The sequence below is a fragment of the Nitrosospira sp. CT genome, assembly GCF_059489795.1.
Genome location: NZ_JCAHZJ010000081.1, coordinates 1 through 18,495 on the forward strand (window position 1 = coordinate 1; position 18,495 = coordinate 18,495).

An 18,495-nucleotide genomic window follows, 5' to 3' on the forward strand; every position below is an offset into this window, starting at 1 on the left:
GCTCAACACCGGTTACTACTTCAATACGTTCAAAACCCGAAGCACTATGCATAGCACCAGGCATATGCCTATCTCCTGTCATCAGTGCATCTGTGTCCGGTTCAATTGGGGGCTACTACAGGTGGCTTATCCATACGAAAGATAGCTAGTGGAATTATGTGACATTAAGACTAGCGCTCTACCCGGAAGCTGAGCGGGGAGTCTTCAAGCTATTGGCCACACCGCTCACCAACAATCAGCGCGTGGCACTCGATAAGCTGCTCGAAGTAACTCCAGTTATATCGGTATGACGCCTGCGTCAGGTGGAACTGGAAACCATATGATGATCCTCACCCGTCCGTGAATTACGTGATCGTACTACACTTAGCTTAAGCCCAGCCCGTCCCTTTACCGCTTCTTTCACTATGGTGTATCTCTACCTCTTTCTCGCCGCTTTCCTGGCATTTTCACTTAGCGCATTTTGTGGAGGGGGCGCCGGATTATTACTGATTCCTATCCTTGGCTATTCTCTTCCAGTAAATCAGGTTCCAGCCGCACTTACTCTCGGATCCGTAACAAGCTCATTTTCCAGAATCTGGATATTTTTTAAAGCCATTCGTTGGGATATGGCTAAACTGTTTTTGCCAACAGCTATGGTAGGAGTGGTTTTAGGCGTAGAAATGCTAAGTTATCTGGAGCCGATGTATCTAGAGTTGTGCATGAGCATATTTCTTATCTCTAATCTTCCCTGGCTTTTTAGAAAACAGGAACGAAAGCACGCCGTATTGTCTCCTATTCCACCATGGCAGCTCAGAATGGTCGGTTTTCTGGCTGGTTTATTTCTGGTTTGACCGGTGCGGTGGGTGTCCTGTTTAACCGTTTTTATTTTCGCTACGGGCTGGACAGTCATGAAATTATTGCAACCCGTGCTGCGAATGAAGTTTTATTGCATTTGATCAAGCTTTATCTTTATGCCGCATTGGGTTTGTTTCAGCTAAAAGCCATAGGAATCGGCCTGATAGTTGCGCTAGCTGCCGTTCTATCCTCTAGCTTCATGAAATTCGTCTTGCCCAGGGTATCTAGAGGGTTATTCATGCGGGCTGGCTACAGCGCCATGGTGATCTCTGGCGTATTGATGCTGAACAGCGCGGTTGTTCATATCCAACTTGCAAATGATCCTCATCTTAGAGTGATTTTTCTGGCTGAAGAACTAGAGGCCAGATTGACCTGGAAGAAATTGATCTATTCGGTGGAGTTTCATTACAACAGAGGATTAGAGTTCGAAAAAGTCGTTCCCCTGTCATCTCTTTCGCTCGAACGACAACACTACGTCCAGTCCATGCAGGAGGGAGCCGCAAAAGTCGTTATCGAAAAAGTCTATGCTTTGACCTCGATATCCTATGAGGTCTATTATTTTGATGGGCAAAACCGTTTGATTAAGAAAATCGAGTTCGGCTGAGAGCGTCAGCAGGGCGACTGAGCAATGCTCATTTTGAAACCAGATCCTGACTCAGTCAGTTTTTTTGTTTCTGTCTTTTCTTAATCGGCTGCTTTTCGTACTTCAGGGCGCGGCGCAAAGCCGATACTAGGGCCTTCAGGGTTTATCCAGAATACGGTATTTTCTGGAAAGCCTGTGAGTGATCCTTGATGGAAATAGCGCTTCAAAAGATCGTGGGGATAGTTGCTGAAAAAGTTTCTTACTCGTTTGACATGTCCTGTATGCATTCTCATATAGACGGCGTAGTTAGGCATAACTCCTTCCCGGTTGTATCGAAGCTCCTATTTTGACGGCGGTTTATTGCAGTATTAATGCAGATGGTGAAGCTTCACGGGGCCAACATTTGAAATTAACGATTGAGCATGGCTTGACTGACGCGCTGGAGAAAGGAAACGATCTATCCGATGGTGCTGAATAAGGCGGTAATTCAAGGCGATCTCGGTCTCGACGTACTCAAGATGACTCAAGGCCTGGTAGAGCTGATAATCATCAGTTTCCGACTTGCCGCGCCTCTATACCTCTATTCGTTTGTGGGGATCATGCCCTATCAACATTTTCATCCGGCTTCTTCTTGAGGAATTGGTCTGGTCATCCCTGGATAAAAGCTGGCGCGATCTATCATCCGGTCCGCCCGTTTGATCCCTCATCGGCGCCGGTGCAAGCCATCAGATTAACTACTACAGTATATAAATAGGATATGTCGACTCCGAGAAATCATCATTCAGGAATGGCGTTTGGAGTCCGCATTGTATGAATGAAAGACAATCCTCAATAAATTAACCATGCGGGAAGTACCTGACTTGATTGCCTGTGAAGAATGCGATGCGGTTTACCGCAGATTACCGCTGGGCCGCAGCGAAGTCGCATTCTGCCGTCGTTGTGGCGCCGAGCTGGAGCGCGACAGGCGTACTCAGCGCAAGCATGTTTTACCACTGGCGATCGCCGGCTTATGTATGTATCTCATTGCAAACGTCTTTCCGATCCTTGAACTGGAACTGCGGAATGGTTTGTTCAGCCAAGCAACGCTTATAGGCTCGGTCCGTTCCTTGAGAGGTGAGGGGATGCTCTTCGTGGCATTGTTGGTGTTGGCTACAACAATTCTGTTTCCCTTGATTCAACTTCTAGCTTTGATTTATTTGCTTACCTTCCCCATCAGATCTAGAAGATTCGGACACCCAACAACGTTTAATTTATCGGGACGCCTGATCCAGCTCTTGCGACCATGGGTAATGGTGGAGGTATTTCTGCTCGGTGTCATCGTTGCGTTCGTCAAACTGACGAGTATGGCGACCGTACTGCCTGGCGTTGCGCTGTGGGCATTTGGTGCTCTTGCTTTCCTGCTGACCGCGGTGTTTTCGTTTGACCCGCGCTGTCTCTATATCAGCAGATGTGGCTACAAGGAACAGGGGAAATAAAGCGTGCCAGCAAATAGAACCGTTCAACCAGCCAGTCAGCCGCCGGATAGCGGAGTGTCCGTAAAGACTGCGGCGAAGCTGGGCATGGTGTCATGTCCTCATTGTGCGACCTTATGGGAAGATGTAAAGGCTCATGACCGTTGCGGCCGCTGCGGTGCAGGATTGCACCTGCGTAAACCTGACAGTCTCCGCCGCACCTGGGCTTTAGTGATCGCCGCCTACATAATGTATGTCCCGGCCAATATATTACCGGTCATGATCACTGTTCCTTTCCTCGGAAAGGAACAGCAAGACACGATCATGAGTGGCATCATTTATTTCTGGAATTCAGGTTCCTGGGGATTGGCACTTATTGTTTTTACTGCCAGCTTTCTCGTGCCTTTATTCAAGCTGGCGGTCCTTACTCAGCTATTGATCGCGGTACAAGACCACAGTAAGCGGCACCTCTTGCTACGAGCGAAACTTTATCGCGTTATCGCGGTAATTGGCCGCTGGTCGATGCTGGATGTTTTTGTAGTAACGCTGATGACCGGACTCATACAGATCAAAGGCTTTGCCACGGTGCACCCGGGGGAGGGTATCGCTGCCTTTGCCGCAGTGGTGGTACTGACCATGCTTGCTTCGATCAGCTTTGACCCCCGTTTGATGTGGGACGTGACCGAACATGAGCCCGGAAGATCACATGAATGAAGACGAGGCGGGTGAGCCCGCGCAAGGCGTTCCTTTGCCAAAGAAGGTGGGTCAGCGAAACTGGGTTTCCTCGTTAATCTGGCTGGTTCCGATACTTGCCGTGGTTATCGGGGTTTCGCTTCTGGTTCAGGCCTGGATTCAGCGCGGTCCTGCGATCACCATTACATTCCTCTCCGGCGAAGGACTCGAGGCAGGCAAAACCAAGGTCAAGTATAAAGAAGTCGAGATCGGCACCGTTCAGTCAATCGCGCTCAGCGAAGATCGCACTCACGTTTCGGTAACCGTGCGATTGAAGAAGGAAGCCCAAAGTTTCACCGCAGCCGACAGCCGTTTCTGGGTCGTGCGTCCACGTATCTCAGGTTTGCAAGTGTCCGGGCTTGCGACCCTGGTATCAGGCACCTACATCGGAGCGGATGAGGGCATTTCAGCCGAGCAGGCAAACAAATTTATGGGACTTGAGACGCCGCCAATAGTTACCCGCGGTGCTTCCGGAAAGCAGTATTTTTTACATGCGGCCGATATCGGCTCGGTGGATATAGGTTCGCCTGTCTATTTCCATGGGATCAAAGTAGGGCAAGTGACCGCATATGATCTGGATGAAAATGGCAAAGGCATTATCATGCGGATATTCATTAACTCGCCCTATGACAGATTTGTGGGTATCAATACCCGCTTCTGGCACGCCAGCGGCTTCGATGTGCAGCTTAATGCCGATGGGTTAAAGATCAGGTCGCAATCAATGGATACTGTTCTGTTTGGCGGTCTTTCCTTCCAATCCCCTGATGACAATCCCGGCACTCTCGCCAAAGAGGACATGGCCTTTATCCTGGCTGAGAATCAGACTGAAGCATTAAAGGAGCCGGATGGCGAGGCGCAAATAATATTGCTTGATTTCAAACAATCCCTCCGTGGTCTAAGACCGGGTGCAGAAGTGAGTTTCCGGGGACTGGTATTGGGACAGGTTAAATCGATAGGCATTGATTATGACCCCAAGCTGCGCGAATTCACTATGCCAGTCCTGGTTCAGGTTTATCCGGAGCGCCTGGGCCGGAGATACGCACAGTTTCGAAAAGAACCAACATATACAGCCCAACAGCGTTTGCAGTTCATGATCGATCGCGGCTTGCGCGCGCAGTTGCGAAGCGCTGATCTCCTTACCGGACAACTTTATGTGGCCTTCGATTTCTTTCCTGGCGTCGTCACAAAAAAAGGAGGTGTTTCAAAGCGTAAAGCCGATGTAGTTGCTTCCCAGGCGCTGTTGGCAATACCCACCATTCCCAATACGGCAGAGGAAACTCAAACGCAGATTTCCGAGATAGCGCGAAAGTTGAACAAGGTACCTTTCGATCAGATTGGCAGCGAATTACAGGAGTCATTAAAAACCCTCCAAAGGACGCTGAACAGCGCCGGGCAGCTGACGGAGAAATTGAATAATGATGTGGCACCCGAAATAGCCATGGCAATGAAGGACGTGCATGAGACTCTAAATGCTGCGGGGCAGACATTGTCCGAAGAGGCGCCTCTGCAGCAGGACTTACGTCAGACATTGCAGGAATTGTCGCGCGCGGCGATTTCACTCAGGGTTGTGACGGATTATCTGGAGCGTCATCCTGAATCGATAATTCGGGGCAAGCGGGAAGATAAACAATGATGACTCTTGGGCGAAGCGCATTTTTTATGATATCAGCATCACTGATCGCTGGCTGTGCATCGGTTCCGGAGACGCGGTTTTATACGCTGTCGGTTGGGCCGGAGCCTTCCGAGATGAAGGCTCTGCCACGAGATCTGTCCACCCCGATTTTCATTGACATATTGCCGGTCAATGTTCCAGAACGGCTTGCACGCCCGCAATTGGTCGTACGTTACGGAGGTTCTGGTCCCGAAGCACAGCTTTTCATCCTTGAACAAGATCGCTGGTCATCACCCTTCAACTATGAACTGCGAGACGCGTTCGCCTCTGGTATTGCTAGCTGGACCGGGGCCGTAAACAAGGCACACAGGGGCCGTACTCCCGATCAAATCGTCTACAGAATCGCAATTGAGCTTAGCCAGTTCGACGCAATAATCGATGACAGCGTAAAGGCAAGATTCGGTTGGACGATTACGCGTCCTGCCGATGCTCGTAGCGCCGCCTGTTATGCGGTGATTGCGGACCCCGTCGCCCCAGGTGTCGAAGGTGTTGTAGAGGGCGTGCAACGCGCAGTAACAAGCGTGGTCACAAGCATTTCAAAGAACGTGATCGAGCTGGATATGGGCCGTGTTCCAACGTGCGCAGTGCGGAAAGAAGCGCTTTGACTTTGCGCCTTGACTTTGATGTGGCCGCTGCTCTGTTACAACCCTTCTCCATATTAGAAGGACTACTTAGAGGAACTGCTAGGGGTTGCGACGGCCAAGCCGTTCTGGTGCCTGGCCGTCAAGACTCCATGAATATCGAGCTAATTGATATAGACCTGCATTCCTCTGGGGTTGCAGATGAAGCTTTCCGTTTATGCTTTAGCCCTTGCCATGATGCCTGTTCTTCTCACGCATCTGTTTCATCTGTTCTTGCTGGGCATCAGTTAATATCTGGTTAATGGCATGGCGTGTTCTCGTGCGCTCAGTTACCAATTCGGCTACCAGATTTCCTCGTTCACGCGCCAGTTCTTGTACTCGACCATCGTCAACCTGGGTATTTCTTGCCAGTTCCTGTAATTCCTTTCGATTTGTTCGTATTTTTTCCCTTATGGCTGCGGTTTGCGGCCTTGATTTTTCCATAACTGCTCCAATCGATGCGCGTTGTTCCGTAGTAAGTTGGAGGCGCTCGGCCATTTTGTCCCAGAATGTCTTTTTACCTTCCATACTTTTGCCTGCACCGTGATGGCAGCTCGATGAGGCATGTTTCTGATAAGCATCAGAGTGTGAATCAGCCAAAACAATGCCACTTGCTAATAACCCGCTGATCAACGAAAGTTTCATGATTGTTTTCATTTAGCCAGTCCTCTTGATAGTGATGTTTGAGAATGCGCGCCGTGAATGTGCACGGCTTGGATAAGAATAAGATCAAGCAATGTCAATTAGGGTTATGGGAATGTAAAGTTATGTAAAGAAACCAGAAGTTCCTGTATTTGATTGGTTTGATTTGGCAATATTCATGGAAGGCAGATGCACCACATTCGGAAACAAGATTCTGATCTGGGGAAATGATGGCGCGCATATTACTGGCGGATGACGATATTGAATTGAGTGGGATGCTGGTGGATTACTTCACTGACGAGGGCTTCGACGTCGATGTTGCTTATGACGGCGTCACGGTACTGAACAAGATATCGGTGAACCGGTATGACTTGTTGATACTTGATGTGATGATGCCGCATCGGAATGGTTTTGATGTATTACGTGAGTTGCGCATGCAATCTCTGCTTCCCGTATTGATGCTGACAGCGAGGGGGAACGACATCGACAGTATTGTCGGTCTTGAACTCGGGGCGGATGACTATCTGGCGAAACCATCCAATCCCCGTGTAATGGTGGCACGGATTCGCGCAATTTTAAGAAGAGCAGAGATACAAGGTGATCGGCGCAATGGAAGCGGTGAGCCTGACAAGATTATGCTGGACGATCTTGTTATGCACATTGGTTCACGTACGGTTACCTGCGGCAACAACCCGGTATTTGTGACGAGCACTGAATTCAGCTTGCTGGATGTACTGTTACGGGAAGCCGGCAATGTCGTATCGAAGGCAGATTTGTCCGAGCGCGCACTTGGCCGGAAATTGAGCCGTTATGACCGCAGCCTGGACGTGCATGTAAGCAGTCTTCGTAAAAAACTGGGGTCAATGCCGGATGGGCAGGAACGCATCAAGACGGTGCGGGGTGTCGGTTATATTTATTCACGAAACTGACATGCACAGGCTCTTCTGGAAAATATTCCTGTCTTTCTGGTTCACGCTGATTATTTTCACCGCGCTACTCCTGTTTGCTGCTTCCAGCTATCTCGAACATAACCGGGTACAGCAGGATGCCGGGAAGATGCGTGAGCGTCTATCGGAATATTTTGATCAGGGGCGAACGGCCGCAAGGGAGAAGGGTGTTGAAGGCCTCAAGGAATGGCTAGACTACCTGGATCGGAGTGAAGTAATTCCTATTTTCCTGATCGATGAGACAGGTCGCGATCTGCTCGATCGGGAAATTCCTCCTGATATCGCATCAAGGCTGGAGCGGCGGCGACAGCATCCCAATCGCATGAACAGGAGAGGATATCCGCACCATCAGCCCATACGCCTTGCAGATGGAAGTCTTTATTACATGGCTCCCGATTTCCAAAGCATCACCTTGCGCAGGATATTGCAACGCCCGCGAGTGATTGCGCTTCCCGTAGCTATTGCTGCGCTGCTAAGCGCGTTGATCTGCCTGCTGCTTGGTCGCTATCTCACTTTTCCGCTCGAACGTTTACGGTATGCTGCGCAGCATATCGCGAACGGCGATCTGGCACAGCGCGTTGTTCCCTCCATGGCTGGCCGGCGCGACGAGATCGGGGAACTGGCAAGTGCATTTGACAAGATGACCGAGCGACTCGAGAGGGTATTTGGCGCGCAGCGGCAATTGCTGAGCGATGCCTCACATGAGCTTCGTTCTCCTCTCGCAAGGCTACAGGCTGCGCTGGAGCTTGCGCGGCAGCGGTCAGGCGGGCAGGCTGAAAAGGAATTGAACCGCATGGAGGCGGAAATAGAACGTTTGAATGAGCTCATCGGCCATCTACTCGAACTCTCCCGCCTGGAAGCAGGGGTGGATTCCGATCATGCCGAAAAGGTGGACATACGGGAACTGCTTGAAGAACTCGTGGAGGATGCGCAATTCGAAGCATCAGCTATGGGCTGCCGGATAGAATTAAGGGATACTTTCCCAGCGGTCGTATGGGGAAGTCCCCGGCTTTTGCACAGCGCGATAGAAAACGTTGTACGCAATGCCATCAAATATACAAAACCTGCTACGGCAGTTGAAATAAGCATGCTGGGAGATACAGCCTGTCGTGATGGAATTGTTGTTCAGGTTCGGGATCACGGCCCGGGTGCACCTGAAGACATGCTGCCTCATCTTTTTCAACCCTTTGTCAGGTTGGAAGAAGCCCGGGATCGCTCGACAGGTGGAAACGGGCTTGGGCTTGCCATCGCTGATCGGGCTGTTCGGCTATATGGCGGAAAAATCGTAGCGAGAAACGAGCCGGATGAAGGACTCAGTATTCAGATTCACTTGCCGTCCATAAGGTCTGGTGAAAATTTGAATCAAGACAGTGGCAGGAATATTCTGTATGCAGAAGAATAAGGTGTAGTAGTCGCGACTTCATCTGACAGTTACTCGATTTTCATGATTTCTCCTCCAGTGCGTCGCGGAGGTTTTCAATAGCGCCTTCAAGTAGCTTCAATCCATCTACCAGCTGCTCCTCGTTAACGTCCATATCCAGGAAGTTAACAACTTCCTCAGCCGCTCTCCTGAGTTTGTCATTAGCATCACTAGCATTCAACTTATCATGAGAAGCAATGTGTCTTATCATGTGCTCGTGAGGATCAATCTCCTGAGCTGGCATTTCGCAATAATCCAGCGCCTTCTGCCATGGATTGCTTGCGTTGCTGATCTCACCAATATCGACACCAAGACGTTCCGCTATCGCATAAGCCAGTTTATCAGCCCATTCCGTAGCATCGTCCCGCTCGCTTGCAAGCTCCCACATTTCACGCTCGCTGTCCTGTGTTTGCAGTGTCGAAGCGTTCTCCTTCCGTTCCTGATAATGCTCGTGCTCAGCCTCCAATGCATTTTTGATGGCATCTTGCCACCAGTCCATGCTCTGGTCCTCCTGATCAGGAGGGCTCTCGGCGTGGAATGGTTCAGGTGCAATTGAATGAACGGGAGACTTCGGGGCGTCGGCAATGACAGCCCGGATAAAGCGAGCCGCCTGCGCAGGGGCGCTCTCTGGATGGCATGGATAATCTGTCCCGTTGTTTACTTCAACAGTTTTTGACTCCGTCTCAAGAGCAGCGGCTACGTATCGCAACGCTTCTTTATCGAATCCAGCTGGTATGTTCATTTCATTTCCTCGTAATCAAGAAAGCGACGCCTCCCGCAGACTCTGCACTCAGTGTTCACCACTCATATCCAGGCATTCGCTCTCTTTCCTATTTGGGCGACTCCAAAATTCCCCATCGATCTTACATGCATTTTTGTATCCGGATACCCTGGAGGACCCGTTTCGCCTCTCCATTGCGGCTTTATCGCAGGTTCCCATTATATTTTAGTAAAAATGCGGGTATGAGCGTGCCGGTGCGAAGGTGTCTTCAAGAGTTGGTCGTCGCCAATGCATTTTCAAAAGGTTAAAATAAAGAGATTCTTCCGTCTATTGTGAAAATCGGTCGAAATTTTACCATCGCAACGAGTCTTCCCGAGTCATGCTATCCGCTGAACCTGTCGCCATCTTCACCCGATCCTGGTCGCTCTATGATCTGATCACAGAGCATAACTACATGTTTCACCGCGAGATCTATGTCGGGGTTGGGGAGCTTTTGAGGTCGCGTGCTGATCGGGGAGAGTATCGCCTGCTGGATCTCGGCTGTGGCAACGCCCGTTATCTTGCGCCTTGCCTGAAACGCTCTCCTCCTTTGATATACGAAGGCGTGGATTTGTCCGAGACTGCATTGACGGAGGCGAGGGAGTACCTCGCAGGATTGCCAGGAGAAACCAGGCTGACCCAAGGGGAACTCCTGCAAACCATTGAGTCTGTGAATCAGACGTGGGACGTTATTTTCTCCGGGTTTGCCATTCATCATCTGAGTCTGGATGAAAAGGCGCGGTTTTTCCGGGCAGCGGCACGCTGCCTCTCAAAAGAAGGCGGGCTGATACTGGTGGATGTGGTGCGTGAAGAAAATGAGGCTCGGGAGGATTTTCTGGAAGGTTATCTCAATTTCATGCGGGAAAAGTGGACGAGCGTGCCGCCGGAGCAGCTGGAAGAAGCATGCGCGCACGTTCGCGATCACGATTATCCTGAATGCCTTTCCACTCTGCGAAGAATGGCCGGAGAAGCGGGGCTTCGTTCTACCCGGCTGATCAGCCGTCACGCACAACATCATACGCTTCTATTTTCGCGAAACGACTGATAGCAGCTATAAGCAGCCATACCAGGATACCAGCTCCATGTTGCAGAAGTTGACCCTTTTGTTCCCCCTCTGGATGATTCTCTCGGGGCTGTTTGCCTTGTATGCGCCACAGACATTGGCTTCGTTCAACCAGGGCCCCCTGATGGTTGCGGTTCTTGCCTGCATTATGCTGGGCATGGGGCTTACGCTATCCGTAGAAGATTTTCGCCGCATCGCGCGGAGCCCGCGAGCGGTAGCCATCGGCTTCGCTGCGCAGTATTCCATCATGCCCTTGACGGCCTGGATAGTAGCCCAGGCGTTGAGCCTGCCGCCTCATTTCGCGGTGGGACTCATCCTGGTGGGGTGCGCTCCGGGTGGTACCGCTTCAAACCTGATCAGCTACATCGCCGGCGCCGATGTCGCGCTTTCGGTCGTCATGACAGTCTGCTCCACGCTCGCAGCCGTTGTGCTTACACCCTTGCTGATCCAGCTTTTCGCGGGCGCTCTCGTGCCGGTCGATGCCTGGCTGTTGTTCAAGCAGACCTTTCAAGTCGTGATTATCCCTGTCTTTCTGGGCGTGCTGCTCAACCGGTGGGCACCTCGCCTGGTCATGCGGGTTCTGCCGGTTGCTCCGCTGCTTTCAGTGGCGGGCGTGGTTTTTATCTGCACAGTGATATTTGCCGCCAATGCAGAGGCTATTCTTGCCTATAGCGGAGAGCTTATCCTGGCGACTGCGCTATTGCATGGGGCAGGCTTTCTGTTCGGTTATTATTTTGCCCGCCTGTTTGGCTATCATGGTAACAGCGCACGCACGATTGCAATCGAGGTGGGGATGCAAAACTCGGGACTTGCCGTCGTGCTGGCCAAACAGGCTTTTCCATTGTTGCCGCTTGCACCCGTCGTTGGGGCGGTTTCCGCCGTAATGCATTCGCTATTGGGCAGTGTGCTCGCGGCATTGTGGCGTCAAAACCCTGCTCCAGCCCAGGAAGAGTTCATTCCGCCTGTACCGCTGGCAATCTCCGTGCGGCAGGAGGAATAGTGCTATTTTCGTGACGGAGGCCGGGGCCTTCGGAAAACAGTGTTTCCGGCCAATTGCGGATAGGATCGGTGTCATATACAATAGCTTTCTCAAAGGTCGCATTGGCTTGTGGCCGGAGCAAATTAAACGCTCCCATGTTCCTAAGCCAATCACGGCCTTTGTTCCTCTCATAGCCTAGCAATAACTCCTTTTCCACCCATAGTGCTCATCAAGTGCAGACAGAGCGAGCTGAGGGGACAGTGATAGATGGATAGCGGCTTTGTAACGACCGCCATCCTCGTTCTGGCAGGTTTCTTTCTACTGGTCGTGTGGTTCTTCCGAAAAATGGCGAGGGGGGAAATCGCCATGGGCAGCCCCGTCGCGCTTCTGGTGCTGCTCGCAGCCATGCTGTTCGTGCCTTTCGCCATGAATTTTTCCGCTCATCTGATATCCGGTATTGGACATCGTTCCGGCCACTCGGAAGAGGCATCCTCTCAGCAGGGTGATTATTAGCTGCCGGCGATTTACTTTCATCTCGCAGCTGAGATGATCCACGTGACGAAACGATATGCCTCGTACCATAAAGGTCTGGCCGTTGCTGACGGGAACGATCCGTTATGAAAAGACCATTTCGACGCGTAACCGTGGGCATGGGGAGTTTATCGCGGCGCCCATTCTTGCTTATTTGATCGAAACGTCGAACGGACGCATCCTATATGATACGGGCTGCGACTACCGCAAGATTTCCGATCCTATCTTGCGCGCACGTCATTTTGATCCCATGCGCCCTCTGGTTGAACCGCCCAACATGCAGGAAGGGCAGCGTATTCCCCGTTATCTGAAGAAACTGGGCCTCGGGCCACAGGATGTGGACATCGTGTTCATAGGCCATTTACACTTCGATCACATCGGGGGGCTCCATGATTTGCCAGGTTGCACTGTCCATGTCCAGGCGGATGAGCTTGATGCGGCGCGCACGGGAGCGGATGGAAGCGTTTTTGCCGACGAGTTGGTCAGCTCAAATCAGTGGGAAATCAAGACAGGCGAATATCTCGTCGCACCGGGAGTGCATGCGATCAGCAGTCCTGGACACACGGCTGGACATATGTCGCTCTTCATCGAGCTTCAAAAGGGGCCACCAGTCATCCTGTGTGGAGACGCTGCCGATCTGAGGGAGAATCTGGTGGAGGAAATTGCGCCGGGGTACTGCTGGCAGGATAACGCGTTTCTGGCGCTGGCCAGCATCCGCAAGTTAAAGGCGCTGGAGAGCAGGGAAAAGGGCCAGCTCTGGCCTAATCATGATATGGATTTTTTCCTGAGCTTGCCGCGTTTCCCCGCCTGGAGAGACTGAAAAAGACGGTTCACGGACCGCGGCAAGGTGATTCCTGATGTTTTTACTGCGCCCTCTGCTTACTTCGAGGAGTGCGCACGACTCTCTGCGTTCACAACCTGCCCTTCACGTGTGGCAAATTCACGTTTCGCCTGCTCTATCGCCATTTGCCGGTGGGCGGCAGCTGCCCTGATGTTCTCATCCACATTTGCTTCGTATTTGTGAAGGAGAGCTGCGGTATGCGACTTCAAATCCTGCGCCTGGCGTCCATAGAGATAACCCTTCTCTTCATAATGCTCGAGTAATTTTTTTTGCTCGTCAGCCTTGGTTTGCATTTCCTTGGCCGCATTCTCAAAATACTTGCTCAGCGCATCATGATCACTGGGAGTCCTGGCGTTCTGCGCCACCCTGCGAATATTCGTGTTCTGGACGGCCTCATGTGGGCTCATTTGCGCACATGCAGCCAGTAAACCGAAGGATAAAACCGCGAAAATTCTCCTTGTTGTCACGTTGCGCTTTCCTTTAAAATCAATGCAGTTAATGCCAAAAGATAGCGAAAAGATTACAAAAAACAGTGAAATACAAAAAACAGGGGAGTAGGGTAGATCAGAATTTCGGACAACTTCGCCTGAAATTTGGAGGTAAAACTGGATCAAAACAGAATCAAAGCGGATCAAACACCGATTATTCTTTATTTGTGAAGAAATTATAAGGAATCATAGCTATTTTGTCAACTATTTTATGTTTAAAGTGTCTTAAGACAAGACACAGAATATCAGTGGTTTATAATGAAGCCGGTAATCCTTATGACGGGGGTGGAAGGAGGTATACAGATGCTAAATACGATAGGTGAACGGCAGAAGCAATTGCTTAAGCTTTTGCGTGGAAGCAGGCCAGGCCTGAGTGTGGATGAACTTTCAAAAGGGCTGGAGATTACAAGAAATGCAGTTCGGCAACATCTCTCTTCTCTGGAGGGGGCAGGTCTGGTAACGGCTGGAAGTACGCGCCCGTCAGGAGGCGGAAGACCTCAACAGCTTTACGTTCTTACCGAACTCGGCAAGGAGAGTTTTCCGCGCCAGTATTCCTGGCTGGCACAGCTGGTATTGGCCTCGGTTCGGCGCGAAGAAGGCGTTGAGAACATGGGTAAGCGCTTGACTGAAATCGGTGCAGGTATCGCAGAGCAGATACGTGGTCAATATCCGGACTTGAATACGAAGGAGGAGAAAATCGACAAGCTGACAGAGGTAATGGATCAGCTTGGCTACAATGCGAAAAGTACTACCTTGCCAGACGGAGAAAAGGTGATTGAAGCGGATAATTGTGTGTTTCACCAGATGGCGGCAAAAGACATGGAGATTTGTCACCTGGACCGTGGACTAATGGAAGCTTTTACCGACAGCAAGGTTGAGCAACATGAATGTATGGCTCGCGGGGGAGAATTATGTCGATTCAGGTTTGTATCCAAAAAGGAGTAGTTTCTACTCCTTTTTTTTGCCTCCATTTTCTGTTTTCTTTTTTTATTTAATCCTATTGTTCTTTCACCGGTAACAGTAACGCCGATTCCACAAGTATATCCACACCGTTTTCCCCCATTATCGCCTTGGCAGGTATTTTTTCCCCGGCCCGCCATCTTGCCACTGCCTTATGCTTTGATTCACCGTTTACCAGAAATATTATCCTTCGCGAACGATTTAAACGCGTTGCACTCAGGGATACGCGCTGCGGCGGCCGTTTGGGGGAGTTGAATACTGCAAGCGTATCGGGGGAATCCGGCGCCATTCCCCAATCATTACCCGGGAACAGGCTTGCGGTATGGCCATCTGCTCCCAATCCGAGTAGCGTCAAGTCGAAATAACCCACACCCCGTAGTGTTTGTGCATACGCTTCCGCAGCTTTATCTGCGCGGGGACCATGGGGGATGGTATGAATCTGGGCTGGCGGAATGGGCACATGGCTGAGCCATGCTTCTTCTGCCATATGGGAATTCAGTTCTTCCTGAGTGGGCGGCATGCAGCGTTCGTCTCCATAATAGATATGCCAGAGAGACCAATCCGCTGGTGCGCTGCATAATCTCCGATAGATTTCGCGAGGTGATTCACCCCCGGCAAGAACGAGGCTAAAGCGCCCACGCTCCTGAATGGCAGAGGCGGCGCTATCCAGGATAGCAGCCACGGCTGCATCCTGGAGGGCGGTCAGGTCAGCGTACTCATGCCATCTGTATTGTTGGAGATCGGTTGATTCCATCAGTAGAGATTCCTTTGTTATTTTGATGTGTAACCATAATGAACATTGACGCGCGTGGCTTCGTCAGTCTTGCCGGATGGCCCATCTTCCGCTACCCAGGAAAAATATCGCAAGACCTGAAAATAAATAAAACCCTTGCAATTCAAGCTCCCACCCTCCTGTCTTGGTGAACGTAAATAACTGATCAGAGTGCGCCAATACAAGCGCAAAAATCATGTTACCAAAGATCAGCAAACCGCCGAGACGCGAGAAAAAACCGAAGATCACCATTAGCGCCGCGACGACTTCACCGAGGTAAACTCCGTAAGCCAGTACCGGTGGTAAATCGATGCCCGTCAGTTGCTTGCTGATGAAATCAAGGGATTCCGGATTAAGTATTTTGTGCAACCCGTGAAATAGGATCAATACCCCTACAGTCAGGCGCAGAATCAATTTGCCTAAATCATCATTTCGGAGGAAGTTTTGCATAGTGTCCTTGAGAAGTTGGATATCGAAGGCCTGGCGCGTTCGCTTCTTATTTGCCTGGACTTATCGCTTCACGGAATTATTGCGGAACTGTTCCGGCTGTAGCTATTGTATGGCCATATTCCAGGTAACTTGCCCAGCATATCATGACTGGAAGCCGGATCGGCAGGTGACAGGACAAACAAACAATTTTTGCGGGTATCGGGTAGCTCCCCGATCATCATTATTTCGCGGAATTTCAGCAAACTCCAATGAGTGGTCGGTAAAGAAATCCCGGGGAGGTATCTTGAGGGACTGGAGCAGGGCTGCTTGCCATCCGTGAAGATGGACAGACAGGAAAAGCGGGAGTTATGTGGCTATGCTGCTATGCCGCTACGGAATTTCTCCGTGTGCTCTTACCTTCCATCACTTACTCTTATTTCGATAAAACAGTTGAGCCATAGGATTCAACAATGCTCAATTTTTGAGTTTTTGACGCAGGGTGATTTTTTTCTTTAAGTGTCAAAGCAATTTGACGGTGAGAGGCAGCTTCTCTTGTATCTGCCTTTGCAGCTTCTTTATATTTTCTTACCAGGGCTTCAGTATGCGCTTGCAAGTCCTGCGCTTTTTTTCCGTACAGATAGCTTTTTTCCTCGTAATGCGCAAGCATCATCTCCAGTTCCTTTACCTTCTCCTGCGACTTTCTTGCTTCATCTTCGTAGTACTTGGCCACCATCTCATGTTTTTTCATGAGCTCGTCTTCGAAATATCTCTCGACCGCCTCGTGTGCATTTGAATTCTGCTCATCATTCTGCTTAATGGTTCGGGTGATCCGGGTATCAGAATGGTCAGCCGCGTGGGTGATTGGCATTAGTAAAATCAATATGGCAAGCAGGGTGCAAGTCTGTCTCATTGTTTTACCAGGAACAGGAATATCAAGTGAGGGTTGCTTTTAATAGGCGAAAAAATAGTAGCATTATATGATGCTAGTTTATGTAAGCCACTTCGTCAATTTTTTTATGTTTAAAGCCATTCGTGCAAGAGAAGAATACAGGCTGTGCCTGTGCTCAGGGCAACAGGGGTAGATAGGGAATAGACCCGATGCCTGCATCAGTTGTTCGAATGAAATGTGCGCATCCAATAGCAAGAGCGCACGGATTTTATTGAAGGGAATGCTACGAGGAGGGACGCCGATGCAATATGGAGAAAATTCACCCAACGTTGCATCGGCGCGTTTGTTGCTATGCTATTTTGGGAAAACTATCAGCGAATTTCTGTAAGTGCTACGGGTTTTTGTAAGGTGGCTACTTTGTAACTGTTCTCATCAATAGTTGCGATGGAATAGCTGTTTTCTTTAACAGTGGTGACACCCGCAGCATTAAGTGCAGCAAAAACCAGCGCAACAGTCAGGCTCATAGAATAAAAAATGCCAAGTGCTCTACCGTTAATCATCATACCCTCCCGAAATCGATAGCGAAAAAGTTACTTTTAAAGCTACTTTTGTTACTTTCTACTACATGTGTGAAGCATGTGTGAAGAATATGTGAAGGATTTACGTTTGTAAAGCGTTTTTTGATAAAAGCCTGCTTTGGTTGAGCTCTGTCAATCTTGCGGTAATTTCCGTTTTTCGATCAGCTGAAGAATGATTTATCTGGCATGGTCTTTCTGCTTGATCAGAAAGGCGTTTATTGCGACGTTGTTCCAGGGTTGCATAGGAACCGATTTTATTGAGAGAGGTACAGCGAGTTTTGTTACGGTTGAAATCCGCAACAATTTAGAAAGAGAGGGAAGTATCCTCGAACCGAGGGGTAAGATAGCCTGAAAGTATGAAATATTGGTAGCAATATACGGATGTCCATCCATACATTGCCGTTTCTGATTACACTACTCTGAGATTAACCCAGGCAGGAACAGATCCTAATTCCTAATGCAAGTCGGAAATCGTGCTCAGCTTTTGAAGGCTGTCATTGTGGGTGAAGCCCTTCTCTTCAATCTGCGAAGCCATTTGCCGGTGCAGTGCCGCTTCCCTGGTATTGGCTTGCGCCTCCTTTTCATACTTGCGTGCTAACGCGTAAGTATGAGCCAGCATGTCCTGGGCTTCTCTGCCATAGAGGTAGCTTTTATTCTCATACTGCTCGAGCAGGCGTTTCTGCTCGTGTGCTTTTGCCTGCGTCTCTACGGCCGCGTTGTCGTAATACCTGGCGACGGCTTCATGATCACTTCTGGTCACTGCGTTACGCGATGCTGCATCGACATCAAAACCTTCCACCTCGGCGGCTGCCTGGACAGGCAAGCTCATTGCCGCCATAAACATAAGGCTGAACAGGGAAAATGTGGCGACAATTTTATCGATCTTCATCATCACACCTCATCATTCATGGAATAACTGGATCAATTGGGTTATCAATATCCAGCTTCTACATGTGAAGAATATGTGAATCCTGGAACTTTGTCAACTTGTTTATGTTTTAAGTGTGATTAGAATGATACTTGTCAACTTTTGTTGATTTATCGTTGGGGCTTTTTAAGCCTTATCCTGTTTGACTCGTTCAGTTCTTCGACAGGGATGTCCTGAGCTTGCAGAAGATACTTTGATACTTTGCTTCGGGCGAAGGGAGTGAAGGGTCCGAGGAGGGCTGGGGGAAAGGAGAGGAGAGCGCTCGCCCAACCGTGACAGGGACGGAAAACCGAGTGAGAGAGGCGGGACGTCCAGGGTCGACGGGACGTCGAACCTCATATTCAGGAAGAGTGCTGGCGTGGACGAAGAGGCCGAC

General features: G+C 50.1%; 24 protein-coding genes. 15 read left to right on the forward strand and 9 right to left on the reverse strand.

Annotated features, from left to right (window positions below):
* Nucleotides 1–158 precede the first annotated feature (158 nt).
* The 3 genes from AC52W5_RS15260 (at nucleotide 159) to AC52W5_RS15270 (ending at nucleotide 1,438) form a co-directional block, all read left to right on the forward strand.
* Nucleotides 159–290: a hypothetical protein gene (locus AC52W5_RS15260; protein ID WP_495671629.1), complete on the forward strand. Its 132-nt coding sequence runs from the start codon at nucleotides 159–161 to the stop codon at nucleotides 288–290.
* A 114-nt stretch (nucleotides 291–404) separates the two neighbouring features.
* Complete coding sequence (locus tag AC52W5_RS15265; protein WP_495671630.1) at nucleotides 405–830, forward strand: sulfite exporter TauE/SafE family protein; 426 nt, start codon at nucleotides 405–407, stop codon at nucleotides 828–830.
* Entirely contained in the window at nucleotides 782–1,438 is a 657-nt protein-coding gene (locus tag AC52W5_RS15270; protein WP_495671631.1) for a hypothetical protein, read from the forward strand. The genes AC52W5_RS15265 and AC52W5_RS15270 overlap by 49 nt, the downstream gene beginning before the upstream one ends.
* An 80-nt stretch (nucleotides 1,439–1,518) precedes the next feature.
* Here the strand turns inward: AC52W5_RS15270 and AC52W5_RS15275 are convergent, their stop codons facing one another.
* Nucleotides 1,519–1,731 carry a hypothetical protein gene (locus tag AC52W5_RS15275; protein ID WP_107762899.1) on the reverse strand — a complete coding sequence of 71 codons (213 nt, stop codon included), beginning with the start codon at nucleotides 1,729–1,731 and terminating at the stop codon, nucleotides 1,519–1,521.
* A 150-nt stretch (nucleotides 1,732–1,881) separates the two neighbouring features.
* Between AC52W5_RS15275 and AC52W5_RS15280 the strand changes: the two genes are divergently transcribed.
* The 5 genes from AC52W5_RS15280 (at nucleotide 1,882) to AC52W5_RS15300 (ending at nucleotide 5,877) form a co-directional block, all read left to right on the forward strand.
* Complete coding sequence (locus AC52W5_RS15280) at nucleotides 1,882–2,052, forward strand: hypothetical protein (protein WP_495671632.1); 171 nt, start codon at nucleotides 1,882–1,884, stop codon at nucleotides 2,050–2,052.
* A 207-nt stretch (nucleotides 2,053–2,259) separates the two neighbouring features.
* Nucleotides 2,260–2,892: a paraquat-inducible protein A gene (locus AC52W5_RS15285; RefSeq protein ID WP_495671633.1), complete on the forward strand. Its 633-nt coding sequence runs from the start codon at nucleotides 2,260–2,262 to the stop codon at nucleotides 2,890–2,892.
* 3 nt (nucleotides 2,893–2,895) lie between these two features.
* On the forward strand, nucleotides 2,896–3,582 hold the full coding sequence (locus AC52W5_RS15290; RefSeq protein ID WP_074974452.1) for a paraquat-inducible protein A: 687 nt from the start codon (nucleotides 2,896–2,898) through the stop codon (nucleotides 3,580–3,582).
* On the forward strand, nucleotides 3,575–5,233 hold the full coding sequence (locus tag AC52W5_RS15295) for a PqiB family protein (protein ID WP_495671634.1): 1,659 nt from the start codon (nucleotides 3,575–3,577) through the stop codon (nucleotides 5,231–5,233). The genes AC52W5_RS15290 and AC52W5_RS15295 overlap by 8 nt, the downstream gene beginning before the upstream one ends.
* A 26-nt stretch (nucleotides 5,234–5,259) precedes the next feature.
* Nucleotides 5,260–5,877 (forward strand): PqiC family protein, encoded by a 618-nt coding sequence (locus AC52W5_RS15300; RefSeq protein ID WP_218155122.1) that lies wholly within the window; start codon nucleotides 5,260–5,262, stop codon nucleotides 5,875–5,877.
* 198 nt (nucleotides 5,878–6,075) lie between these two features.
* Here AC52W5_RS15300 and AC52W5_RS15305 read toward each other — a convergent pair whose 3' ends face one another.
* Entirely contained in the window at nucleotides 6,076–6,549 is a 474-nt protein-coding gene (locus AC52W5_RS15305; protein WP_081363530.1) for a Spy/CpxP family protein refolding chaperone, read from the reverse strand.
* A 212-nt stretch (nucleotides 6,550–6,761) separates the two neighbouring features.
* Here AC52W5_RS15305 and AC52W5_RS15310 point away from each other — a divergent pair, with 212 nt between their 5' ends.
* Together AC52W5_RS15310 and AC52W5_RS15315 are read left to right on the forward strand one after the other, a co-directional pair.
* The gene (locus AC52W5_RS15310; protein WP_495671635.1) at nucleotides 6,762–7,463 is read left to right on the forward strand and encodes a response regulator; all 702 of its coding nucleotides are present in this window, start codon (nucleotides 6,762–6,764) and stop codon (nucleotides 7,461–7,463) included.
* A gap of 1 nt (nucleotide 7,464) precedes the next feature.
* The gene (locus AC52W5_RS15315) at nucleotides 7,465–8,883 is read left to right on the forward strand and encodes an ATP-binding protein (protein ID WP_495671636.1); all 1,419 of its coding nucleotides are present in this window, start codon (nucleotides 7,465–7,467) and stop codon (nucleotides 8,881–8,883) included.
* A gap of 40 nt (nucleotides 8,884–8,923) precedes the next feature.
* Here the strand turns inward: AC52W5_RS15315 and AC52W5_RS15320 are convergent, their stop codons facing one another.
* Nucleotides 8,924–9,643: a hypothetical protein gene (locus AC52W5_RS15320; RefSeq protein WP_495671637.1), complete on the reverse strand. Its 720-nt coding sequence runs from the start codon at nucleotides 9,641–9,643 to the stop codon at nucleotides 8,924–8,926.
* Nucleotides 9,644–10,001: 358 nt separating this feature from the next.
* Between AC52W5_RS15320 and AC52W5_RS15325 the strand changes: the two genes are divergently transcribed.
* The 4 genes from AC52W5_RS15325 (at nucleotide 10,002) to AC52W5_RS15340 (ending at nucleotide 13,054) form a co-directional block, all read left to right on the forward strand.
* On the forward strand, nucleotides 10,002–10,706 hold the full coding sequence (locus AC52W5_RS15325; protein ID WP_495671638.1) for a class I SAM-dependent methyltransferase: 705 nt from the start codon (nucleotides 10,002–10,004) through the stop codon (nucleotides 10,704–10,706).
* A 37-nt stretch (nucleotides 10,707–10,743) separates the two neighbouring features.
* Nucleotides 10,744–11,724, forward strand: coding sequence for a bile acid:sodium symporter family protein (locus AC52W5_RS15330; protein ID WP_495671639.1), 981 nt, complete (start codon nucleotides 10,744–10,746; stop codon nucleotides 11,722–11,724).
* A gap of 246 nt (nucleotides 11,725–11,970) precedes the next feature.
* Nucleotides 11,971–12,216 (forward strand): hypothetical protein, encoded by a 246-nt coding sequence (locus AC52W5_RS15335; RefSeq protein WP_495671640.1) that lies wholly within the window; start codon nucleotides 11,971–11,973, stop codon nucleotides 12,214–12,216.
* Nucleotides 12,217–12,271: 55 nt separating this feature from the next.
* The gene (locus AC52W5_RS15340) at nucleotides 12,272–13,054 is read left to right on the forward strand and encodes an N-acyl homoserine lactonase family protein (RefSeq protein WP_495671641.1); all 783 of its coding nucleotides are present in this window, start codon (nucleotides 12,272–12,274) and stop codon (nucleotides 13,052–13,054) included.
* Between the two features lie 59 nt (nucleotides 13,055–13,113).
* Here AC52W5_RS15340 and AC52W5_RS15345 read toward each other — a convergent pair whose 3' ends face one another.
* Nucleotides 13,114–13,482 (reverse strand): hypothetical protein, encoded by a 369-nt coding sequence (locus AC52W5_RS15345; protein WP_495671642.1) that lies wholly within the window; start codon nucleotides 13,480–13,482, stop codon nucleotides 13,114–13,116.
* Between the two features lie 384 nt (nucleotides 13,483–13,866).
* Between AC52W5_RS15345 and AC52W5_RS15350 the strand changes: the two genes are divergently transcribed.
* Nucleotides 13,867–14,508, forward strand: a complete 642-nt coding sequence (locus tag AC52W5_RS15350; protein ID WP_495671643.1) for a helix-turn-helix transcriptional regulator — start codon at nucleotides 13,867–13,869, stop codon at nucleotides 14,506–14,508.
* A 52-nt stretch (nucleotides 14,509–14,560) separates the two neighbouring features.
* Here AC52W5_RS15350 and pgl read toward each other — a convergent pair whose 3' ends face one another.
* The 5 genes from pgl to AC52W5_RS15375 form a co-directional block, all read right to left on the reverse strand.
* Nucleotides 14,561–15,277: a 6-phosphogluconolactonase gene (gene pgl / locus AC52W5_RS15355; RefSeq protein WP_495671644.1), complete on the reverse strand. Its 717-nt coding sequence runs from the start codon at nucleotides 15,275–15,277 to the stop codon at nucleotides 14,561–14,563.
* A gap of 63 nt (nucleotides 15,278–15,340) precedes the next feature.
* Nucleotides 15,341–15,745, reverse strand: a complete 405-nt coding sequence (locus tag AC52W5_RS15360) for a DoxX family protein (protein ID WP_113067307.1) — start codon at nucleotides 15,743–15,745, stop codon at nucleotides 15,341–15,343.
* Nucleotides 15,746–16,157: 412 nt separating this feature from the next.
* Entirely contained in the window at nucleotides 16,158–16,592 is a 435-nt protein-coding gene (locus AC52W5_RS15365; protein WP_495671645.1) for a hypothetical protein, read from the reverse strand.
* 392 nt (nucleotides 16,593–16,984) lie between these two features.
* Nucleotides 16,985–17,176, reverse strand: coding sequence for a hypothetical protein (locus AC52W5_RS15370; RefSeq protein ID WP_133669155.1), 192 nt, complete (start codon nucleotides 17,174–17,176; stop codon nucleotides 16,985–16,987).
* A gap of 469 nt (nucleotides 17,177–17,645) precedes the next feature.
* On the reverse strand, nucleotides 17,646–18,083 hold the full coding sequence (locus AC52W5_RS15375) for a hypothetical protein (protein WP_495671646.1): 438 nt from the start codon (nucleotides 18,081–18,083) through the stop codon (nucleotides 17,646–17,648).
* Between the last annotated feature and the right edge of the window lie 412 nt (nucleotides 18,084–18,495).

What these genes read in the sequence shown, in the direction of transcription:
- AC52W5_RS15265 (WP_495671630.1), top strand. Translation starts at nt 405, where the DNA reads ATGGTGTATCTCTACCTCTTTCTCGCCGCTTTCCTGGCATTTTCACTT.
- AC52W5_RS15270 (WP_495671631.1), top strand. Translation starts at nt 782, where the DNA reads ATGGCAGCTCAGAATGGTCGGTTTTCTGGCTGGTTTATTTCTGGTTTG.
- AC52W5_RS15275 (WP_107762899.1), bottom strand. Translation starts at nt 1,731, where the DNA reads ATGCCTAACTACGCCGTCTATATGAGAATGCATACAGGACATGTCAAA.
- AC52W5_RS15280 (WP_495671632.1), top strand. Translation starts at nt 1,882, where the DNA reads ATGGTGCTGAATAAGGCGGTAATTCAAGGCGATCTCGGTCTCGACGTA.
- AC52W5_RS15285 (WP_495671633.1), top strand. Translation starts at nt 2,260, where the DNA reads ATGCGGGAAGTACCTGACTTGATTGCCTGTGAAGAATGCGATGCGGTT.
- AC52W5_RS15295 (WP_495671634.1), top strand. Translation starts at nt 3,575, where the DNA reads ATGAATGAAGACGAGGCGGGTGAGCCCGCGCAAGGCGTTCCTTTGCCA.
- AC52W5_RS15300 (WP_218155122.1), top strand. Translation starts at nt 5,260, where the DNA reads ATGATATCAGCATCACTGATCGCTGGCTGTGCATCGGTTCCGGAGACG.
- AC52W5_RS15305 (WP_081363530.1), bottom strand. Translation starts at nt 6,549, where the DNA reads ATGAAAACAATCATGAAACTTTCGTTGATCAGCGGGTTATTAGCAAGT.
- AC52W5_RS15310 (WP_495671635.1), top strand. Translation starts at nt 6,762, where the DNA reads ATGATGGCGCGCATATTACTGGCGGATGACGATATTGAATTGAGTGGG.
- AC52W5_RS15315 (WP_495671636.1), top strand. Translation starts at nt 7,465, where the DNA reads ATGCACAGGCTCTTCTGGAAAATATTCCTGTCTTTCTGGTTCACGCTG.
- AC52W5_RS15320 (WP_495671637.1), bottom strand. Translation starts at nt 9,643, where the DNA reads ATGAACATACCAGCTGGATTCGATAAAGAAGCGTTGCGATACGTAGCC.
- AC52W5_RS15325 (WP_495671638.1), top strand. Translation starts at nt 10,002, where the DNA reads ATGCTATCCGCTGAACCTGTCGCCATCTTCACCCGATCCTGGTCGCTC.
- AC52W5_RS15330 (WP_495671639.1), top strand. Translation starts at nt 10,744, where the DNA reads ATGTTGCAGAAGTTGACCCTTTTGTTCCCCCTCTGGATGATTCTCTCG.
- AC52W5_RS15335 (WP_495671640.1), top strand. Translation starts at nt 11,971, where the DNA reads ATGGATAGCGGCTTTGTAACGACCGCCATCCTCGTTCTGGCAGGTTTC.
- AC52W5_RS15340 (WP_495671641.1), top strand. Translation starts at nt 12,272, where the DNA reads ATGCCTCGTACCATAAAGGTCTGGCCGTTGCTGACGGGAACGATCCGT.
- AC52W5_RS15345 (WP_495671642.1), bottom strand. Translation starts at nt 13,482, where the DNA reads ATGAGCCCACATGAGGCCGTCCAGAACACGAATATTCGCAGGGTGGCG.
- AC52W5_RS15350 (WP_495671643.1), top strand. Translation starts at nt 13,867, where the DNA reads ATGCTAAATACGATAGGTGAACGGCAGAAGCAATTGCTTAAGCTTTTG.
- pgl (WP_495671644.1), bottom strand. Translation starts at nt 15,277, where the DNA reads ATGGAATCAACCGATCTCCAACAATACAGATGGCATGAGTACGCTGAC.
- AC52W5_RS15360 (WP_113067307.1), bottom strand. Translation starts at nt 15,745, where the DNA reads ATGCAAAACTTCCTCCGAAATGATGATTTAGGCAAATTGATTCTGCGC.
- AC52W5_RS15365 (WP_495671645.1), bottom strand. Translation starts at nt 16,592, where the DNA reads ATGCCAATCACCCACGCGGCTGACCATTCTGATACCCGGATCACCCGA.
- AC52W5_RS15370 (WP_133669155.1), bottom strand. Translation starts at nt 17,176, where the DNA reads ATGATGATTAACGGTAGAGCACTTGGCATTTTTTATTCTATGAGCCTG.
- AC52W5_RS15375 (WP_495671646.1), bottom strand. Translation starts at nt 18,083, where the DNA reads ATGATGAAGATCGATAAAATTGTCGCCACATTTTCCCTGTTCAGCCTT.